The organism is Arthrobacter pascens, assembly GCF_030816475.1.
Classification (GTDB): domain Bacteria; phylum Actinomycetota; class Actinomycetes; order Actinomycetales; family Micrococcaceae; genus Arthrobacter; species Arthrobacter pascens_B.
On the sequence record NZ_JAUSXF010000001.1, the window covers coordinates 3,308,450 to 3,327,486 of the forward strand.

Annotated in this window: 20 protein-coding genes; 7 read left to right on the forward strand and 13 right to left on the reverse strand. The window is 63.5% G+C overall.

Going from position 1 to position 19,037, the window contains the following annotated elements; translation table 11 throughout:
• Positions 1–1,191, reverse strand: a complete 1,191-nt coding sequence (locus QFZ40_RS15100) for a serine hydrolase domain-containing protein (RefSeq protein ID WP_306905398.1) — start codon at positions 1,189–1,191, stop codon at positions 1–3.
• Between the two features lie 280 nt (positions 1,192–1,471).
• On the opposite strand from QFZ40_RS15100, the gene QFZ40_RS15105 reads away from it, so the two are divergent.
• Together QFZ40_RS15105 and QFZ40_RS15110 are read left to right on the forward strand one after the other, a co-directional pair.
• A complete protein-coding gene (locus QFZ40_RS15105; protein ID WP_306905399.1) occupies positions 1,472–1,816 on the forward strand; it encodes a YciI family protein in 345 nt (114 codons plus the stop codon).
• Positions 1,816–3,069: an RNA polymerase sigma factor gene (locus QFZ40_RS15110; RefSeq protein ID WP_306905400.1), complete on the forward strand. Its 1,254-nt coding sequence runs from the start codon at positions 1,816–1,818 to the stop codon at positions 3,067–3,069. The genes QFZ40_RS15105 and QFZ40_RS15110 overlap by 1 nt, the downstream gene beginning before the upstream one ends.
• 37 nt (positions 3,070–3,106) lie before the next feature.
• Here the strand turns inward: QFZ40_RS15110 and QFZ40_RS15115 are convergent, their stop codons facing one another.
• A complete protein-coding gene (locus QFZ40_RS15115; RefSeq protein WP_306905401.1) occupies positions 3,107–3,598 on the reverse strand; it encodes a PaaI family thioesterase in 492 nt (163 codons plus the stop codon).
• A 166-nt stretch (positions 3,599–3,764) separates the two neighbouring features.
• On the opposite strand from QFZ40_RS15115, the gene QFZ40_RS15120 reads away from it, so the two are divergent.
• Positions 3,765–4,343: a TetR/AcrR family transcriptional regulator gene (locus QFZ40_RS15120; protein ID WP_306905402.1), complete on the forward strand. Its 579-nt coding sequence runs from the start codon at positions 3,765–3,767 to the stop codon at positions 4,341–4,343.
• A 21-nt stretch (positions 4,344–4,364) separates the two neighbouring features.
• On the opposite strand, the gene QFZ40_RS15125 is transcribed toward QFZ40_RS15120, so the two are convergent.
• The 7 genes from QFZ40_RS15125 to QFZ40_RS15155 all read right to left on the reverse strand — a co-directional run bounded on the left by QFZ40_RS15125 (position 4,365) and on the right by QFZ40_RS15155 (position 9,156).
• Positions 4,365–4,850, reverse strand: a complete 486-nt coding sequence (locus tag QFZ40_RS15125; RefSeq protein ID WP_306905403.1) for a GNAT family N-acetyltransferase — start codon at positions 4,848–4,850, stop codon at positions 4,365–4,367.
• A gap of 31 nt (positions 4,851–4,881) precedes the next feature.
• Entirely contained in the window at positions 4,882–5,697 is an 816-nt protein-coding gene (locus QFZ40_RS15130) for an oxidoreductase (RefSeq protein WP_306905404.1), read from the reverse strand.
• Between the two features lie 94 nt (positions 5,698–5,791).
• Positions 5,792–6,433: a LysE family translocator gene (locus tag QFZ40_RS15135; RefSeq protein WP_306905405.1), complete on the reverse strand. Its 642-nt coding sequence runs from the start codon at positions 6,431–6,433 to the stop codon at positions 5,792–5,794.
• Between the two features lie 810 nt (positions 6,434–7,243).
• Complete coding sequence (locus tag QFZ40_RS15140; protein ID WP_306905406.1) at positions 7,244–7,708, reverse strand: DUF6278 family protein; 465 nt, start codon at positions 7,706–7,708, stop codon at positions 7,244–7,246.
• 99 nt (positions 7,709–7,807) lie between these two features.
• The gene (locus tag QFZ40_RS15145) at positions 7,808–8,041 is read right to left on the reverse strand and encodes a hypothetical protein (protein ID WP_306905407.1); all 234 of its coding nucleotides are present in this window, start codon (positions 8,039–8,041) and stop codon (positions 7,808–7,810) included.
• Between the two features lie 103 nt (positions 8,042–8,144).
• Positions 8,145–8,447: a putative quinol monooxygenase gene (locus QFZ40_RS15150; RefSeq protein WP_306905408.1), complete on the reverse strand. Its 303-nt coding sequence runs from the start codon at positions 8,445–8,447 to the stop codon at positions 8,145–8,147.
• A gap of 232 nt (positions 8,448–8,679) precedes the next feature.
• Entirely contained in the window at positions 8,680–9,156 is a 477-nt protein-coding gene (locus QFZ40_RS15155; protein WP_306905409.1) for a GNAT family N-acetyltransferase, read from the reverse strand.
• A gap of 243 nt (positions 9,157–9,399) precedes the next feature.
• Here QFZ40_RS15155 and QFZ40_RS15160 point away from each other — a divergent pair, with 243 nt between their 5' ends.
• The 4 genes from QFZ40_RS15160 (at position 9,400) to QFZ40_RS15175 (ending at position 13,610) form a co-directional block, all read left to right on the forward strand.
• Positions 9,400–9,996 (forward strand): dihydrofolate reductase family protein, encoded by a 597-nt coding sequence (locus QFZ40_RS15160; protein ID WP_306905410.1) that lies wholly within the window; start codon positions 9,400–9,402, stop codon positions 9,994–9,996.
• A 457-nt stretch (positions 9,997–10,453) separates the two neighbouring features.
• Positions 10,454–10,924 (forward strand): hypothetical protein, encoded by a 471-nt coding sequence (locus tag QFZ40_RS15165; protein WP_306905411.1) that lies wholly within the window; start codon positions 10,454–10,456, stop codon positions 10,922–10,924.
• 230 nt (positions 10,925–11,154) lie between these two features.
• Entirely contained in the window at positions 11,155–11,907 is a 753-nt protein-coding gene (locus QFZ40_RS15170; protein WP_306905412.1) for an ArsR/SmtB family transcription factor, read from the forward strand.
• 125 nt (positions 11,908–12,032) lie between these two features.
• The gene (locus QFZ40_RS15175) at positions 12,033–13,610 is read left to right on the forward strand and encodes a serine hydrolase domain-containing protein (RefSeq protein WP_306905413.1); all 1,578 of its coding nucleotides are present in this window, start codon (positions 12,033–12,035) and stop codon (positions 13,608–13,610) included.
• Here the strand turns inward: QFZ40_RS15175 and QFZ40_RS15180 are convergent.
• The 4 genes from QFZ40_RS15180 to trxB all read right to left on the reverse strand — a co-directional run bounded on the left by QFZ40_RS15180 (position 13,531) and on the right by trxB (position 19,017).
• Positions 13,531–15,819 carry a PEP/pyruvate-binding domain-containing protein gene (locus tag QFZ40_RS15180; RefSeq protein WP_306905414.1) on the reverse strand — a complete coding sequence of 763 codons (2,289 nt, stop codon included), beginning with the start codon at positions 15,817–15,819 and terminating at the stop codon, positions 13,531–13,533. The two genes, QFZ40_RS15175 and QFZ40_RS15180, sit on opposite strands and share 80 nt — an antisense overlap.
• Positions 15,820–15,988: 169 nt before the next feature.
• On the reverse strand, positions 15,989–16,408 hold the full coding sequence (locus tag QFZ40_RS15185) for an arsenate-mycothiol transferase ArsC (protein ID WP_306905415.1): 420 nt from the start codon (positions 16,406–16,408) through the stop codon (positions 15,989–15,991).
• Positions 16,409–16,435: 27 nt separating this feature from the next.
• On the reverse strand, positions 16,436–17,827 hold the full coding sequence (locus tag QFZ40_RS15190; RefSeq protein WP_306905416.1) for an FAD-dependent oxidoreductase: 1,392 nt from the start codon (positions 17,825–17,827) through the stop codon (positions 16,436–16,438).
• A gap of 212 nt (positions 17,828–18,039) precedes the next feature.
• Entirely contained in the window at positions 18,040–19,017 is a 978-nt protein-coding gene (gene trxB / locus QFZ40_RS15195; protein ID WP_306905418.1) for a thioredoxin-disulfide reductase, read from the reverse strand.
• Positions 19,018–19,037: the final 20 nt, after the last annotated feature.

Sequence of the window (19,037 nt, forward strand, 5' to 3'; positions counted from 1 at the left end):
TCAGCAGGCCTGATTGAGCGCTTCGACGGCCATCCGGGACATGTCAATCGACTCCGGATCATCGAAGCCGATCAGGTCCGGCTTGGGAGCGCGGGCAATGGCCATGGCAATCTGCCGGGAGCCGTCCGCGCTGATCAATGCGAGCGCCGCATAGCCCCGCACTACCCCGATGTGGCCGAAGTAGTCATTGTTGGAGCAGGAGTCGTAGCGCCGGACCAGGCCGAGTCCGAACTGTTCGTACTTGGGGTGGTGCATCTCAGCCACGCTGCGGGGTGTCAGCAGGGTTCCCTTCCGCAATGCAGCGAAATAGGCGTTGAGTTCGGGGACGGTGGAAATCATTCCGCTGTCCGGGGAACCGGCGTGGAACGGGGACAGTGCGTTGTCCACCTTGTCGCCGTTCTTCGCCAGGGTGTAGCCGTGGATCAGCTTCTGCGGGCCCGGCTCGTCGCCTGTCATCAGGGTGGCCTGCAGCCCCAAAGGCTCCACGCTGTCAGTGCGGATCACCGCCCCGATGTCCTTGCCCCTCAGCTTCTCAACGAGCATGGCCAGCGCCGAATAGTTGGTGCTGGAGTACCTGAAGAGGCTGCCCGATCCGCCCGTCCAGCGCTGGGTGGCAGCGGCAGCCAGTCGCTCCTGGTGGCTCATCTTGGAGTCCCCCGGATCGCCGGCATTGTTCAGGCTTTCCCAATAGTCCGGAATCCCCGACCGGTGGCTGAGCAGGCTGCGGATGTTGATCGGGCCGGGCGGCTTGATGATGCTCTCAAAGTCCGGCAGGTACTTCTGGATGGGATCATCCAGCTGGATCTTCCCCTCCTCAACGAGCTTCATGACGGACACGGCCACCATGGTAGTGGTGATGTCGCCGATGTGGGCCTGGTCGTTCAACTGCACGGGTTCGTTCGTTTCGATGTTCCGGATACCCTTCGCCGTAGACCATTCCCCCAGCCGGGACTTCAGCTGGATGACGACGGCGGTGGCTCCCCCGCCAAGAAGCCGCTGACTGTACTTCTCCAGGACAGCGGCGAAAGCCGGCGCAGGCCGGGCGGTGGCAGTGGGGGCGAGCGCGGTCGCCGTCGGGGTTTGCTGGTCAGGGGGCTCCGGCGCGCTTGTGCAGCCACCGACGGCGAACAGCACCAGGGCTGCGGCGGCCGCGGTCATACTGCGGAACCGGAAGAACCGTCCTGCCTGCATCTCAAATCCCCTCGAGACGCCGTACCGCAGCTGGACTCCCGGAGACCACCAGTTGCACCGGCACCTTCGATGTTCCTCAACGCGGGAAAGGGTGTCAAGGCTGGCGCCACTCCCCAAAAGGTGGGAAAAGATGCCCAGGCGGAAGGCCGACGTCGGCCGCCGGCCTTCCCTTTTCGGCTCCCCTTTATAGACTGCTGAAGTTCGCCGTACATTGTCGATCTGGACGGCTCCGGAGCGTCGGATAAGTAGGAGCCCGAAACCACGGGCTACGGATGAGGGGATGACGAAAATGTCAAAGTATCTGGTCCTGATCTTCCAGGACGAAGCAGTGACGCCACAGGCCGAAGGCGAGTCCATCAGCGCCTCGTACCAGGAGTTCATGCAACGCCGCAACGGCTCCCTGCTCAATGGTGCCGCCCTGCAGCCGGCTTCTACTGCGACGTCCGTCCGGCGCAACGGAACGGGCGGATTCTCGGTGACGGACGGTCCGTTCGCCGAGTCGAAGGAGACACTGGGCGGCTATTTCCTGATTGAGGCAGGCGATCTGGACGAGGCGCTGGAGATCGCCAAGGAGGTTCCCGCCGGCGTCGGCGTGGAGGTCCGGCCCGTGCGAGTGGTGAGCTGATGCCCCAGGCCGCCAGCTCGGAGGTCGCTGCTGCGGTTGCCGAGGCGCACCGCCGGGAGTGGGCGTTCGTGCTGGCGGCCACGGTGCGCGTTACCGGCGATATCGATGCAGCCGAGGAAGCTGTCCAGGACGCGTACGCCAGCGCACTGTCCACCTGGGGTCCGCGCGGCATCCCGAAGAACCCCGGGGCATGGCTCACCGTGGCGGCGCGGCGACGGGCACTGGATATGCACCGGCGGGCCGCCACGGCGCAGCGCGCTCTCCCGAAGCTTCTTGAGCCGGAGGAGTATCTACCGGACGATGCGGACCTGGAACCGGAGGACATTCCCGATGATCGCTTGCGGCTGATCTTCACCTGCTGCCATCCCGCGCTCGCCCCGGACGCCCAGGTGGCCATGACGCTGCGGCTCCTCTGCGGGCTGTCCACGGCTGATGTGGCGCGGGCTTTCCTCGTCCCGGAGGCGACCATTGCCGCCCGCATCACCCGGGCGAAGAAGAAGATCGCGGCCGCCCGCATCCCTTACCGCGTTCCCGCGGCGGCGGAGCTGCGGGAGCGTCTGGACGGCGTCCTGTCCGTCGTCTACCTCCTGTACACGACCGGTCATACCGCTCCGTCGGGACAGGATCTGATGCGCAGGGATCTCGCCGAACGCGGCCACGAACTCGCGAGGATGCTCCGCGTCCTGCTTCCCGACGACGGTGACGTTGCCGGGCTCCTCGCCCTGGTTCTACTCACCGATGCCCGTAGCGGCGCCAGGGTGGACGAGCAGCGTGAGCTGGTCCTCCTGGAGAACCAGGACCGGTCCAGGTGGGACCGGCGGGCCATTGCTGAAGGACTGGCTCTCCTGCGCGAGGCGTTGAAGCTCCGGCCGCCGGGCCGCTTCGCCCTGATGGCGGCAATCGCCGCGGTCCATGACGAGAGCGCATCCTGGTCCGACACTGACTGGCTCGAGATCCTCGGCCTGTACGACCTGCTGGTGGAGAAGTGGCCGTCCCCGGTCGTCAAGCTCAACAGAGCCATCGCGCTCGGCTTCGCGGTGGGCTATGCCGAGGGCCTGGCGGAACTGGATGCACTAGGCACCGAGCCGCAGCTGGCACGCTACCCGTATCTTGCTGCCGCACGGGCCGACTTCCTGGCCCGGCTGGGCCGTTCCGACGACGCCCGGACCGCCTTCGAAGAGGCGCTGATCCTGACGGAAAACGACACGGAGCGACGCTACCTGCAGACCCGCCTGAGCGAGCTGACGGGCTGATTGCCGGCGCTACTCCGCCGTCGTTCTGATGGAAGCGTCAGCTGATGGGGAAGACGAGCAGGGACCCGCTGGCCGTAGCGACCAGTTTGCCGCTGGCGTCGGTGACCGTGCCCTCTGCGAAAGCGACTCTGCTGCCAGGCTTCGTCACAACGCCCACACACGTCAACGGGCCGCTGCCGGCCCGGACTGGCCGCAGGTAGTTCACCTTGATTTCTATCGACGTGTAGCCCTGCCCCTTCGGGAGGGTGGTTTGCACAGCGCAGCCCAGGGCTGAATCGAGGAGGGAGCACACCAGCCCGCCGTGGACTGCCCCAATGGGGTTGTAATGGGATTCGTCCGGCTCGCAGGTGAATGTGGCCTTTCCCGGGGTTGCCTCAACCAGGGTCATGTTCAGCAGTTCACCCATAGGCGGTGGCGGCAGCTTTTTGCCCATCATGGAGTGCAGGTAGTCAAGGCCGCTCATGCCCGGCATGGCTGCCGCGCCAACGCCGGGGTCATCCCAGCTGACAAGTCGCGTTCGTTCTGTCACTGCTGCTCCTAATTGGTGTGTTGGTCATGGGCACCACGTTATGGCAACTGCACCAAGAGTGCATCGGCAGAAGCCTGATCCGCCACTTTAGTGTTCCTTCTATTATACGAGTTGTTACTGCATAGTAGCTATTAGGATGGAAATCGAGCGAAGGATGGAGAAACCGATGGGTCGAGCTTTGCGGGCGGATGCCGAGCGCAGTGTCCGTGCCATTTTAGAGGCTGCGGAACAGGTGCTGGCTGATGACCCCAGGGCTTCGATGGAGCAGATCGGCGAGATGGCGGGACTGACCAGGACGACGGTCCACCGCAGGTTCGCCAACCGCCAGGCCCTCATGGATGCTCTCGCCATTTCCGCCAAACAGCAGCTTGCCGACGCGATCGAAGCCGGCAACCCCGATTCCGCCCCGCCACTCGTCGCGCTGCATCGGGTGACGGCAAATGTGCTGAGGACAAAAAGCGCGTGGAGATTCACCCTGGGCAGCCCGCTGGCAGACACAAGCGCGGCCGCCGAGATCTGGGACCGGATCAACGGCCGCTGCATGGACCTCCTCACCAGATGCAGGAGTGAAGGGCTGCTCCATCCGGATGCGGACCTGGAATGGACGCGGCAGGTGTACTACGCACTCCTGAGCGAGGCGATGCAGCGATTCCCGGAAAACGAAGAGCCGAACGCGAGCGCCATCGACGGACTCGCCACACTGGTCATCGACACCCTGCTGCACGGAACCGGAAGACGAAACTGACAACCCGGCTGCCGCCGTCGTCTACGTCAGCCGCTTTTTAAAGCACAAGGAAAAGGGAATGGCAGTGGCATAGGGCTCATACACGGGAATGCGGGTGTAGCCCAGCTTCAAGTACAGGGCCACTGCTTCCGGCTGCTGATCCCCGGTCTGGAGAATGACCCGCGAGGCTCCCCCGCGTGCCGCGATCGCCTCGATCTCGCCCATCAGCAAACTGGCAATTCCCCGGCCCCGTTCGCTCTCCAGCACCACCACCCGTTTGACCTCCCACTCCCCACGCAGGGAACGGAGGGCCGCGTGGCCAACCGGACCGCCGTCGTCGGACACTGCCAGGACGGTGGCGAGAACGTCAGCCGGATCGACCGCCAGGGCAGCGAGGGCAGCGTCCCGCCCGGGACCGGGCTGCAGGCGGGACGCATACCTGCCATGAAGGTCCTCCTCCAGGATCCCCTGCAGCTCCGCGGCACGCTCATCAGTCCACAGGACCTGCTCAAACCTCACAGCTGACACGGACACTCCATTTCCACTGGTTCCGTATGGATCAGGCGGGAAGCTTGTTGAGCTTGCGGAGCTGCCGGTCGAACATCCGCACCGGCACGAAACGGCGCATGGCCGACAGCCCGGCGCTGCGTAAGCTGCCGGAGTATCGCACCTTCGGATTCTCGTCGGTGGCGGCAGCGACAATTGCCTTTGCAACGGTGGCAGGGTCGTCGCCGTCCTTGACCGCGCCGTTCATGAACTCCTCGAACACCCTGCGGCGCTCGGCGTACACCGGCAGCGGCCGGTCCGGCCTGATGCTGTTGGCCTCAAAGGAGGTGTTTGTCCAGGCAGGCTGGACCAGGATGACCCGGACGCCGAATTCGCGGAGTTCGTGATCGAGGGACTCCGAGTAACCTTCTAAGGCGTGCTTGGTTGCCGCATACACGGCCATGTACGGCTGCGGCACGACCCCGAGGATTGACGACAGATTCACGATGCGGCCGCTCTTCTGGGCCCGCATGATCGGCAGGACGGCGTTGGTCAGGCGGATCACGCCGAACACATTGACGTCGAAGATCTGCTGGGCCTGCCCGGCGGAACTCTCCTCTGCCGCACCCGAGTATCCGATACCCGCGTTGTTGACCAGGACGTCGATGCGCCCGTGCGCCTCGATGACGCGGGCGATTACTTTTTCGACAGACGCGTCGCTCGCCACGTCCAGGTCAACGAAGTGCACTCCGGCTACCGGCTCGGCTTTCGCCGCGTTGCGGCTGGTTCCGATGACGGTGAAACCTGCCCCCACGAGCCCGACGGCGACCGCCTTGCCGATGCCTACTGACGCCCCCGTCACGAGGGCTACTTTTTGCGTTGCTGCCAATTCCGCCTCCATAAGTCGACGTGTCAGCCACGCCCTTAATACCAGTTACAGCACTGTATCATTTAGACGTTGATGGGATCCAGTGTTGTTTCTGTTAGCTGGTCGCGCCGGAAGCGATGACGCCGGCGCCGAGGGCCGTGATGATGCCGCTGCTGACGCGTTCGACAACGGTGCTCACCTTTGGGCGCTGCAACCAGGCCATCGCCTTGTAGGCGATGAACGCTACGGCTGCCAGGTACAGGAACCCGATTACCGCTTCCACTGAACCGAGAACCATCGAGGCGGCCATGATGTCGCCTCCCTGCGGGATGAACTGCGGAACGATGGCCAGGTAAAAGAGGCCAACCTTGGGGTTGAGCAGAGTAGAGAGCGCCCCCGCGCCGAGACCAGCCATGATGCTGTATTGAACAGACTCGCCTTCATTGCCAGGCTCCAAGCTGCCTTTTGCTGCTTTCCGGGTCTTCAGGAACGAGGAAATGCCGAGGTAAAGCAGGTAGAGACCGCCGGCGATCTTGAGCCAACGGAAGACCTCAGCGGATTGTTCCAGGATCGCTGCGAGCCCGACGCCGACAAGGGCAGCCCATGCAAGGGCGGCGACCGCCGAGCCAGCCGCGGCCGCGATCCCCGCCCCGGGCCGGTTTAAGGCAATGCGCAGCACCAGGAACGTGTCTGGTCCGGGCGTCAGGGACAGAACGAGGCATAGCCCGGCGAAGGCGACGAGGGAAGCAATGGTCACGATGACGATTATCCATGTACGCGCCTTCTTCACGAAGGCATGGTCGCCCTATAGGCTCCCATCAGCATCCACGTCAAGGAGCACAATGAAACGCATTCGGTTAGGGCCAGGCCTAATACCCTGCCTGCTTCTTAGCATGCTGCTGACAGCATGCGGTGACAATATGACGGGGGCGCCGGTCACCACCCAACCCGCGCCCAACTCCACCAGCCCAATCCTTGGTTCTACCACCACCCAGGTTCCAAGCGGTGGCCCTGTAGCGTGCGTTGACTGGGTCCGATTCGAGACCCCTCAAGACCAATACAACAACGCCTCCCTTGTGCTCATCGGAAAATCTGTAGGTCGAGCCGGAGAAACCACCATCTACGGGCACGAGGCCACGACCCACCTTGTGGAAGTCGAGCAGGTACTCAAAGGGGACCCCGGAGGTGGGAACCTCCGCATCTCCTCCATGCCTCCGACCTGCACTGGAGGAGTGTCCTACCCGGAGGGTGATCCACTGGATCCCAATCAGAGAGCCATCATTTTTGCGACCCGGCAGGGCGGTGAGTGGTTCACAGTGACGCCGGCCCAAGGAGTCCTGCCTTTCCAACAGGGCGCAGAGCTTCCCTTTCGCTAGTTGAAGATCCCGGTCTACTCACAGACCTCCCAAGCCGCCAATGCGCTGACGCATCGAATAGCAAGGGCCCAAGTTCGTTGTCGACTACACGGAGCCTGGGTCTCGAAGCGATGAACACGAATTTCTTTCTGAAGCTGAAGCCTGTGACTACTTCCTAGAAACAATGAAACGCTTTTACCCGGGCGGCCCTTCTACGAATAATGCCTAACTATTTCAAGGACGTGGACATAGTTTTGCGCGAGAGTGGGGGCTGCGGTTGCAAGACGTCTAATGGCGACCCGAACGACGTCGACAGCGACGGTCCTCGTGACACGAACCCGGGGATAACCTTCCTCAACCACCTCCCAATGCGCTCCGGGAATGGTGTGCGTTAGGACATCTCCGTAGAACATCCCGATGGGGCGGCCCAGCCTTGCCAGCGATTCTTTGTGGCTGGCGTCGTCGATGGCACTATCAATAGCGGCAAGGCTCTTCGCCTTTCGCGGAAGTGCCCGACCTCTTTCTCGGAAATAATTGAGCAGCTCGTCATATCCGCCGACATTTGTTGGCGCTGGTACTGAGGCATCCGAATCAGATGCCTTGTACTCGGCATATCTCCTCGGCAATCCCGCCGGAAGCTCCTGCAGGGGTTCAGAGGAATCCTCAGGGACGCTCATTTGGTGATTTCCAATCGACAAAACTCATGGCCGCATTGTGTCAGCGAAAGACGAAGATAGTCCCTTGGAGGAACGCGCAGCGGAACCCGGGCAAGAACATCAGCCGGCAGTCAGATCCTCATCATTGGCGACAGCCTCGATCCAATCCACGGCCTGGTCCGAAAGCTGGGGACCATCTGCTGATTCGCCAGCCCACCATCCTGAATCGGTCCTGCCGCCGGTAACCGCCATGATGTCGGCGAAGACATGCGGCGGCAGCGGCTCGCCGTTGTGCTCAATGAGCCAGCTGCGCGTTTCCGCATCGACGAGAGGCCACCACTCAAGAATGTTCATGAACGGAGTGTTGCACCGACGAAGTCCTGTGTACAGATTCCGCCTTCAGCGACCTTCGCACATCATTGATCCTGCCCTCAGCGGGCGCCTACAACCGTTCGTGTCAATCGCGAAGCGGCGACCCGGCAACCTCGAACCGGAATCCTCCGAACGTACCGGACAATAGCGGGCGGGCGCCCGTTATGGATGCCTGGACCTCCGGCAATGCGAGGGAAGACTTATGCGCCTCCTCGCTCTCCCACAGCTCCACCACAAACACGGTGTCCGGGTCGTTGTCGTTCACACCAACCTCGTAAGCAAGGCAGCCGATCTGCCGGAGGGTCTCGCTGCGCCGGGTCAGATAACGCACCAACTCGTCGCGCTTACCTGGGACGGTGCCAAGCGTTCCCACATTCGCAAAGGTCATGGCCATACCCTAGTAGGACAATGCGAGATTCAAAGGGGAAAGACGGGATTGGGTCCGTAATCTCCTTGAAGGCGGCGTCCACGTGGGCTACAAAACAACACGTTGACCTGGACCAGGGGTAAAGACTCCATTTCCTTCGCTACCCGCTGAAGTTTCCGGCGGCTATGCCGTGCCAATTGAGGAACCCTCACCGGACGCATCGCCGTGGGAAGGCCGGAGACGTCGCTGCGGTTCAGGTGGTTATCCAGTACCGCAATTTGGGCTTTGTCACGGTCTCCTGGCTGTTGAGAACTTCCGGAACGCCATCGTGGCTTTCGATCAGTCGCCGTGACGCAAGGTTGTCGGCGTCGCAGGTGAGCAGCGCCTCGCAGATCCCAAGGTTCCGGGCTTCGATCAGTGCCAGATCCAGAATTTGCCCTGCAAAACCGTTCCGCCGGAAGCCTGGGCGCACCGAATATCCAATATGACCCCCGACCAATCGCAGCGCAGGATTGAGGTGATGGCGTATCGAGACTCGACCCACCAGCTGGCCTCCTATTTCCGCCACCAGAAACGTTTCCGGAACCTGAGTCTCGGACAGAGCGATGCCATGACGAAGGCGTTCTGTTCTGTCCAGAAAATTCGCCCACTCCATGCCGGGCTCATAGCCCAAGAGGAATTCCAAACCCTCACCGGCAAGTTCTTCATGAGCTCGGGCTGCCTCATGCACATCGTGAGGTAAGAGGTGGCGACTGCGCGCTTCCGCCAGCTACATGGTGTGAGGAACAAAAAACAAGACACCACTGCACCTGCGCGCAAGTCTCTCGCTAGTCGGGCGCATGGGCGACGTCGACGGGCTGGAAGACCTCGGCAGGCTCGGTCACATGGCTGGCTGCAGACACCGATCGGGGTTTGCGCTGGTCTGCCCTCACTGCTACTTTGTGGTCATCTTGTCGCAAAGGAGGAACGAGCCGTGAAGCTCACGATCAGCCTGCAGATCACCCTTGATGGTGTCGCCCAGGCCAACGGCGGCAACAACGAGGAAATGGACCCCGGGTTCACTCGTGGCGGCTGGGCACTTCCGCTCAACGACGGCGACGCCGTTCAGTACATCCTCGACACCTGGAGACGACCCGACGCATTCCTTCTCGGACGGAAGACCTACGGGCTGTTCGAGACCTACTGGGGTGCACGCAGCGACGATGGCGGCTTCGGCGAGGCAATCAGCTCGAAGCCGAAGCACGTCGTCTCAACCACCCTGACTGACCCGAACTGGGAACAGACGACGGTGATTACCGACGCCCTTCCCACCCGTGTACAGGAACTCAAGGCGCAGCCCGGCGGCGAGCTTCTCGTCGTTGGCAGCGTCTCACTCGCACGGTGGCTGCTCGAGAACGAACTGGTCGACGAACTGAATCTGATCCAGTTTCCCGTCATCATCGGCGAAGGCGAACGCGTATTCCCCCACCACGGGCTCGATTTCGCCCTCCAGCTCACGGACTCTCGCGTCTTCGGGACCGGAATCGTGGGCCTCACCTACCGAGTGGGCGGACGCCCCGAGTACGCCTAACACGTGCACCCGTCGCCGCGCGAGCAAGGTGCTGATTCAGCCCTAACACCACTCCGGCCCAGCCATAACAACTGCACTGCCCGCCATAACTGGAAATGCACCGAAAAACACACGGGTGGCCATTGAGTACGACCCCGAACCTCCTTTCGACCACGGGTCACCCGCAAAGGCAGACCCTCGATATGTCCAGGAAATGATCAGCACTGGTCACTGACTTTCGTGCCCCGTAGCCGATCACTCTAAGGCTACGAGCCCTCCTACGCAGTGTCCCGGTGAGAGATCCCTCACCGGGATGGCTGCAGCCGGAAGGAACTGTTCCGGACGGCGGAAGCCCACTGATTCTATTGGAGGCCACCGGGTCTGTGAGTCTTGACAGCAGAGGGCCATCAGGCATCATCGGTGGTGTGTCACTGAACGGAATGGGGGCCGCGCTGATGACGGAAAGAGGAGCTAAGCAATGGGGACGATGATCGGCGCAGTGCACTCTATGGGGGGCGAGCCGCCTCGGCTCGAACGGGTGCTACTGCCCGGGCGGCATGAGTTCGAGGTGACGGTGCCGGACGGCTCGGTGGTCCGAGGCTATGTGACCAGCTACGAGGTCTGGGACTCGTTTGTGCGGGTGAACGTGACTTTCATCGAGCGGCCGCTGCGGAGCGGGCACGACGACGCGCTCGTTCTACGACTCGCTGACGGCACCTTCGCGAAGATGGTTCACGGGAATGGCGGCGGGAGCGATCGCTTCAGCGTCATGGCAAGCGCGTTCGCCCGCCCGCCCATAGCCCAGACTGCAACCCTGGGGCTCGGACGGGACCGGCGGAAACCCCCCACGCCTAGCATTGTCCAGAACCCAGGCGGCGCGATATTGCCTGCACGCGACCCGAACGAGGAGATGGTCTTCACACAGATCATGGACCTCGCGCTCCCGTAGCGGATCCCCTGGCAGGCCCCTGCCGCAGAGGGTTCGGCTTTACGGGCACCAGTGGCGACATTCAGGGTCGCGAAAATCCCGCCACTTATCGCTGCGGTTCACACACGATGCGCCGGTTTCCGCGGCCGACCTATTCCCGTAAGACCCGCCTGAGATAAAGCCCGGTGCCAGCGGTCGTACAGGGTCAGTATATATAGACATGTGACCATTTAGTCACCTATCCTTAAAGCGTGGACGCGGTATTCAAGGCCCTCGCTGATCCGACCCGCAGGGATCTGCTTGACGAACTCTTCAAGGAAGACGGGCAGACTCTGCACGCGCTCGAGGCCCGCTTCGACATGACCCGCTACGGCGTCATGAAGCACCTCAAGCAGCTGGAAGATGCAGGCCTGGTGGTGACCCGCCGTCGGGGTCGGGAAAAACTCCACTTCCTGAATCCGGTCCCCATCCGCCTGGTCCACGACCGCTGGGTCAGCAAATATGCAGAACCATGGGCCGCTGCCCTCAGCGACCTCAAAACCAGATTGGAAAGTCCCATGGAAAAAATCTTCGAGATCTACATCAAGACCACTCCGGAGCGGCTCTGGGAAGCCATCACGGACAGCGACATCCGCGGCAAGTACCAGTTCGGGAACACCATCAGCTCGGACTGGTCCCCCGGCGGCCGCTTCGAAATGGGCAACCCGAAGGCCGGCGGCCTCCTGGGCGAGGGCGAGAACGTCGAGCTGGACCCGCCGAGGAAACTTGTCCAGACCATGCGCGCTCTCTGGGGCGAGGACGTCAAGGCCGAGGGGACCTCCCGCATCACGTGGGAGATTGAACCCGTGGGCGATTCCTGCCACCTCACCGTCACGCACGACCAGCTCCGGGAAGGCGCCAACGAACAGCTCTATGGCGGCTGGCCGATGATCCTCTCCGGCCTGAAAACCTGGCTGGAAACCGGCGAACTCCTCACCACCCCCGGCTCCCTCATGTACACCTAAGGCAACCGTCGCCCCCAAAGCCAGGTACCGGCGTCGTACTCCCCTCCCCCGGCGGTAGCTGCATTGTTTTCCTCCTGGCCAGGCCCTACCGTGAAGGAACGGTCAGCCGAAAACGCAGGTGCGGCATGGGACAGATTTCCTGGTCATCGCGTTGTTTTCTGCTGTGTTTCCTGGCCGCCTTGGGCAGCGTCAGCCTGGCGACGGCGGCCCACGCCGACAACGCGCAAACCCAGGGCGCGCATCCCGATCAGGCCTATGACACGCTGGACAACTTCCTCCAGGACCAGCTGGATGACCTCGACATTCCGGGTGCCGCCGTCGTCGTTGTCCAGCACGGCCTGCAGGTGCACTCGGCCGCGTTGGGGCGTGCAGATGATTCAGGACGGCAGATGACCGCTCAGACCCCTGTACTGCTGGCATCGACCAGCAAGTCGCTCACCGCCATCGCCGTGATGCAGCAGGTCGAGGCCGGCCGCCTCAAGCTGGACGAGCCGGTACGTACGTACCTTCCCTGGTTCACGCTGAGTGACAGCCGCGCGTCCGCCATTACGGTCGGGCAGCTCCTCTCGCAGACCAGCGGCATGGCCTCAGGTGACACCGCCTTCGAAGCTTCGGATGCGCAGGATCCGGAGGCCATCGAAGCCGGGGTGCGTGCCCTGCAGGACTCCCCGCTGGCCGGCGCTCCCGGCGAGGCGTTCCGCTACGCCAGCGCCAACTTCAACATCCTGGGCCTCCTCGTGCAGACCGTGTCCGGCCAGCCGTTCGGCGACTACCTCAAGGAGCAAGTTTTCGGACCGCTGGACATGACTCACAGCTATCCGACCCTGACCGCCGCGCGGGCGGACAACATGGCTGCCGGGTATTCACTGTGGTTCGGTTCCTTCTGGCTCCCGACTGCTGTTCCCGCACCCACCACCGGGATGCCGTCCACCACCATGTACGCCTCGGCCGAAGATCTGGGTCACGAGCTGATGGCGCTGCTCGACGGCGGACGGTACGGCGACGTTCGCATCCTTCAGCCGGAAAGCGTGGCGGCCATGTTCGAGACCCGCGTGCAGGTGGACGGGTCCAGGGGATACGGCATGGGGTGGTTCACCCGCCCGCTCGTGGAGTCCGTGGGCCCTTCAGAGGCGAATGCCGACGGCGATTTGCCGCTGCTGCTGGAGCATCAGGGCGAATGGGGCAACACGCACACCTATCTGGCCATGGTTCCGGACTCCCGACTGGGCGTCGCCCTGGTCATCAACGGAAACGACACCTCCGCCCCGTCACGACTCAAAGCCATCGACTCCAACATCCTACGGATTCTGCACGGGCAGCCTCCGACGCCGGCCGTGGTGCAGGAAGACTGGCTGCAGCAGTACAGCTGGGCGGTCTCCCTGGGGCTGCTCCTGGCGGAGCTGCTGAGCGTGTGGCTGGCGCTGCGCCTGCTCCTCCGGCACCGTGGCGTTCCGAGGACACGGCGGGTGCCTTTGGCTCTGGCCGCCGGGGCCCTCGCGCTCGACGGGTTCGCGCTGTGGCTATCCCTCGCCTACGCCCCTGCCCGCTTCGACACGGATCTGGCCGTGATCATCCGCCAGTTTCCCGACGCCGGCATCTCGCTGGTGCCGGTGCTTGCACTGGCTATTGTGGTGCCGCTCCCCCGGACGGTTTTGCTGCTGTTTCAGCGGGCACGACTATCCCCGCACCACCATCCACGGTGACGCGCTGCCCTGTGCGCAGTCGGCGGGTTGCGTCTCCCGTTCCGACGACGGCGGGAATTCCGAATTCGCGGGCTATCAGGGATGCATGGGCGGCCAGGGTTCCGCCGTCTGTGACGATGGCCGCGGCGCGGCTGAAGAGGGGTGTCCAGCCGGGCGCCGTCGCCCTGGCCACGATTATTTCGCCTTCTTGGAAATTATCGAACTCTTCCGGTCCGCTCATGACACGGACGATTCCTGTCGCCCGTCCCGTGCTCGCCGGATGGCCGACGACGGCGCCCTCGGGCAGGTTGTGGGATGTTCTTGCCGCTTCAACAGCCCGTGCAACCGGATCGCCGATAATCCTCGGGGACGCGCCCAGTGTCAGTGGGGCGGCCAGGCTCCTCTGCTGCTGCCAGGTCTGGCGCCGGCTGTTGACCACCGAACGGTAGTTCATCACCGGGGCGGTGGCCTCATCCCGCATCAGGAAGTGAATGTCTGCGGCCTGGTCGATGGCCTGCGCGGCGACCAACCGTTCGCCGAGCCGCCGGGCGCAGCTGCGCAGGACCGGCCATCCCAGCGTCAGATTGAGGGCCTGTTCCTCACGCAGTACCGCATAGTGCTGGGCTACGCCAAGGAGGACATTGAATTGTGCCAGCCTTCCTGGATGGTCCTTAAGGGCATTGCGTGCCGCCGCCTCGGCCATGGCGCGCTGGGTGCCGGCTGCCGCGGACATTGTGGTTGCCGGCCGCGGTTCCTGCCGGTTACTGCCTGACACCGCCTCACCCGCAGTGGGGTGGTACCAATCGAGGGAATAGACGGCGTGCGGAACATGGGCAGTCGCGATTTCACCCAGACCGCTCAGAAGAACCTGATGACCGGACTCCCCGGCTGCCGTCCCATGCAGCGGTCCGGCCAGGTGCTTCTGCCAGAATCGCGCGAGCGCTGATTCCATTTTCCAGGCCGATCCGCCAACGATGCTCAGTGACCAGAGGTAGATTCCCGCCTGGTTGCAGAGGGAGTCAACGAGCTCAACAACCCGGGCGGGTGTTGCGGAATCAACTTCCTGCTCGCTGTTCCGCACCAGCTCGCGGTACTCAGGAAGCAGCTCATTCCGCCACTTGAGTTCCAGGTCATGGAGTACAGCGCGGTGGGCAGCCGCTGGATTATGCGAGACACGGAAAAGTGCGTTGAACAGCAACCAGGGAGCCCGCCCCCTGCTCTTCAGGATCACTCCTGCCAAAACCCTCGGAGATGGTACCGGCGGCGCGTTGAAGTACCAGCCGTTGACGGAGGCGTAACGGAAGGGCACCTGCACGCCTGCGTCCGCCTTCATACCGTCAAGGTAGCCAGCTTCAATCCGCGGCAGCAGCCAGTCCTCGAACAAGGGGGTCATAGGGTCCGGAAGCCATTCGCCGAGGCGGAAGTTCCGTGCCCACAGGCCCTTGCCCGGAGCCACCCAGTCAACAGGCTCCGGGAGGGCCGTCATGGGCCTGGCCTGCAGAAGGAACAGGACACCGTCCGTGCCGATGGCCCATTCAATGTCCTGTGGCACTCCCGCCCGATCCGCCACCCTGCGGGCCAGTCCGGCAACCTCAAGTGCCTGGGCGGCATTAAGCGTGCCCGTCCTTCGATTACAGATTGCGGTCCGCGCCCGGACGGTCCATTCTTCCCCGATGGCAGAGCCTGCAACGAGGGCTTCGCCTAGTCCTTGAACGGCGGTGATGATGGTTTCGCCCCTGCTGCCGGTCAATGGATTGGCAGTGAAGGCCACCCCGGCAGCAAGCGGCTGGACCATCTGCTGGACGAGTACTGCCATGCCCGGTTTGGCTGACGGCGTCGACTGCCCGGGTCCCTCCAGGGCCGTCTGGTATGCCGCCACCCGGCCATGGGCAGCGGAGGCCAGGCACCGCGTGATGCCATCGACCAGATCGTCCCTTTTCACGTTGAGGAAGGTCTCGTAAAGCCCCGCATAGGACGCCCCGGCCAGATCCTCCGCAGCAGCAGAGGACCTGATGGCAAACGGTCCGGGACCGGTCCGGTCAGCAGCGGCAGCCAGCTCATCTGCGAGCCGGGGACCGAGCCGTTCCAAGGCATCGGCAGTGACGACAAAACCCGCTGGTACGCGGAATCCATTGGCTGCAAGCTCATTGAGGGTCGCGGCCTTACTGCCCAGCAATGCAGGTTCTGCGGCAATCTCTCCAAGCGGCGGAAATGCATTAAGGACGCCCATAATCACCCTTCCCAATGAGTAGCAACGCTATATGCAGTGATGCTACGCATCAGGGCCGGTCACCTGCCTCGGGCACAACCAGGACTGGTCGCCCATGTTGGTGGATCAGGGACGCGGACACAGATCCTTTCAGGAACCGCCCTGCGGCAAAGGCCCAGGGCAGGAAGGGCTATCGCCTGGTGAGCTCTGTGTAGAGCGCCTCGACCCGGGCTTTGATGTCATCCCGGACAAGGCGCATTCGCTCCATGCCCTCGATTCCGCGCTCCGACGGCTCGTCCGTTTCCCAGACCTCAAAGCGGGTCCCTTCGCGCGGTTCAAGCTTCGCTTCGGTTCCCAGGACGACGACGGCATCGACGGTGTCGAGGATGTCGTCAGTGACCGGTTTGGGATACTCGCCGGTGACGTCCACGCCAAGTTCGGTCAGGGACTCCACTGCCTGGGGGTTCAGCGCATTGCCCGGTTTAGTGCCTGCGGAATAGACAGCAATGGCGTCCCCCGCCAGATCACGCATCAGTCCGGCGGCCAGTTGGGATTTGCCGCCGTTCTTGCTGCAGACGAACAGTATGGAAGGAGTCTTTTGGTGGGTCATGAGTGGGTTGTTTCCTTTGCTAGGGAGTTAGTTGTTTATCCCGGAGCGGCCGTGGACCAGACCGGTCGGGAAGCCGATCAGCACCAGTTCCGGCGCCGCGCAGCAACCGGAATCCGTAGAGGTGGAGTCCTCCGCGCCCGATGCCGTGACGGGGACATCGCAGCTGGTGCCGGCGTCGGTGGAGCAGACCCCTGTTTCGGGGAGCTCGAGGTGGACGGTGTCAGCTGATTCCTGGTCGCCTGCGAGTGCTGCGGCTACGGAGCGGACCTGCTCGTAACCGATGGCCAGCAGGAAAGTGGGGGCACGCCCGTAGGACTTCATGCCCACAATGTAGAAGTCCTTGTCCGGGTGGGCGAGGAGCTTGGCGCCGTGCGGCGGGACGGTGCCGCAGGAGTGGAATTCGGGGTCGATCAGAGGGCCCAGTTCCGTCGGCGCTTCGACGGCGGGGTCCAGGTTGAGCCGAAGCTCGCGCAGGATGCCCAGATCGGGCCGGAATCCCGTGCAGGGCACCACGATGTCAGCCTCGAGGATGCGGCCGTCCACAGCTCCCACAGTGACGGATGAGTCCAGGGATTTGATTGAGCTGATGCCAAAGCCGGTGTGCAGTTCTATCTTTCCGGCCTCCACAAGCCGGCGGACCCGGCCTCCGAGCTGGCCCCGGGCCGGCAGCCCGTCGAGGTCTCCTCCGCCGTAGACCTTCGCGGCCGAGTCGCCCCTAACAGCCCACAGAATCCGGGTGTCCGGCTCGTCCCAGGCGAGGTCAGCGAGGTTGATCAGGGTGTTGGCGGCGGAGTGCCCGGCACCAGCCACCAAGACCCGGCGGCCGGCAAACGACGCGCGGTCACGGCCCGTGACGTCAGGCAGCGGCACGGAGATCCGGCCCTCTGCTGCATCTTCGCCGATGGCGGGAAGGCCCGAGGTTCCCAGCGGGTTCCGGGTGAACCATGTGCCGGAGGCGTCGATAACTGCCGCGACGGTGTGGTCCCGGGTTCCGCCGTCGGCATGTACTACCCGGACTTCGAAAGGTGTGTTTTCCCGATCCCGGACGTGGGTCTTGTCCAGGCCCTGACGGGTGACGCCGGTGACCCGGGAGCCGGCCTGCAGACGCGACGAGATCTGGGGAAGTGCAGCCAGGGGTGCGAGGTAGCTGTCGATCAGCTCCCCTCCATAGGGCAGGGCAGTGGGCCGTGGCGCTTCCCAGCCGGTTGCTTCCAGGAGGCGGACGGCGGCGGCATCGAGGTTGAACCGCCAAGGTGAGAACAAGCGGATGTGGCGCCATTGCTCAATGGCCGCCCCGGCAGCAGTGCCGGCTTCGAAGATCAGCGGTTCCAGGCCCCGTTCGAGCAGGTGGGCCGCGGCAGCCAGGCCGACCGGACCGGCGCCGATGACTGCGACCGGGAGGGTCTTCGCTGGCTCCACGGTGTCCTCTTTCATCCGTCGTGGTGGTGCGTTAAGACTTACTTCCCCAACTAGGTAGCAGCAGATGTCGTTTTGAGCGGGCAAAACCACATCTGCTGCTACCTAGTTGGGCGAAAGTGGGTCAGCAGCAATCCAGATCGTCGTCGTCACAGCAACCGGAGTCGCTGCAGCATCCGTTCCTCATCGAGCTCACCCCCTCCCCTCTTCCCGGTTTAGGCGTGCGTGGGTTCTTCCACCAGCGCAGTGGCTATGCTGTCCGCATCGGCCAGGGCGGCCAGGTAGCGTTCTGCATCCAGTGCGGCAGCACACCCGGTTCCCGCCGCCGTAATCGCCTGGCGGTACCGGTGATCCACGGCGTCCCCGCAGGCAAACACACCGGAAAGATTGGTCACGGTGGTGGGCGAGTCCACCTTGATGTAGCCCTCGGCGTCCAGGTCTATCTGCCCGGCCACGAGTTCGGTGCGCGGGACATGGCCAATGGCCACGAAGAGGCCGGTGGCCGTGTGCTCGCGGGTCTCGCCGGAACGGGTGTCCGTCAGGGTTACCCCGGTGACCTTCCCGTCGCCGTGGATCGCGGTGACGGCGGAGTTCCACGCGAAGCTGATCTTCGGGTTGTCCTTGGCGCGCTGGGCCATGATGCGGGATGCGCGCAGTTGATCCTTACGCACGACGACGGTCACGGACTTTGCGAACCGGGTCAAGAAGGTGGCTTCCTCCATGGCAGAGTCACCGCCGCCGACGACGATGATGTCCTGTTCGCGGAAGAAGAAGCCGTCGCAGGTGGCACACCAGGAGACGCCGTGCCCGCTGAGCCTCTTCTCCTCCGGCAGGCCGAGTTCTTTGTAGGCGGATCCGGTGGCCAGGATGACCGCCGGGGCCTGGTGCGTTTCGCCTGATCCGGTTACCACGATCTTCAGGTGACCTTTGAGATCAACTGACGTGACGTCGTCGAACACTACCTTGGCGCCGAATTTTTCGGCCTGTTCCTGAAGCCCGTCCATCAGCTCAGGGCCCTGGATTCCGCCCGGGAAACCGGGGAAGTTTTCCACCTCGGTGGTGTTCATCAGGGCTCCGCCGGCGGTGACAGATCCGGCCAGCACCAGCGGTTCCAGTCCGGCACGCGCCGCGTAGATGGCTGCGGTATAACCTGCGGGGCCGGATCCGATGATGATCAGCTGTTCGTTGCTCATGGCGCGTTCCTCAGTGGTTT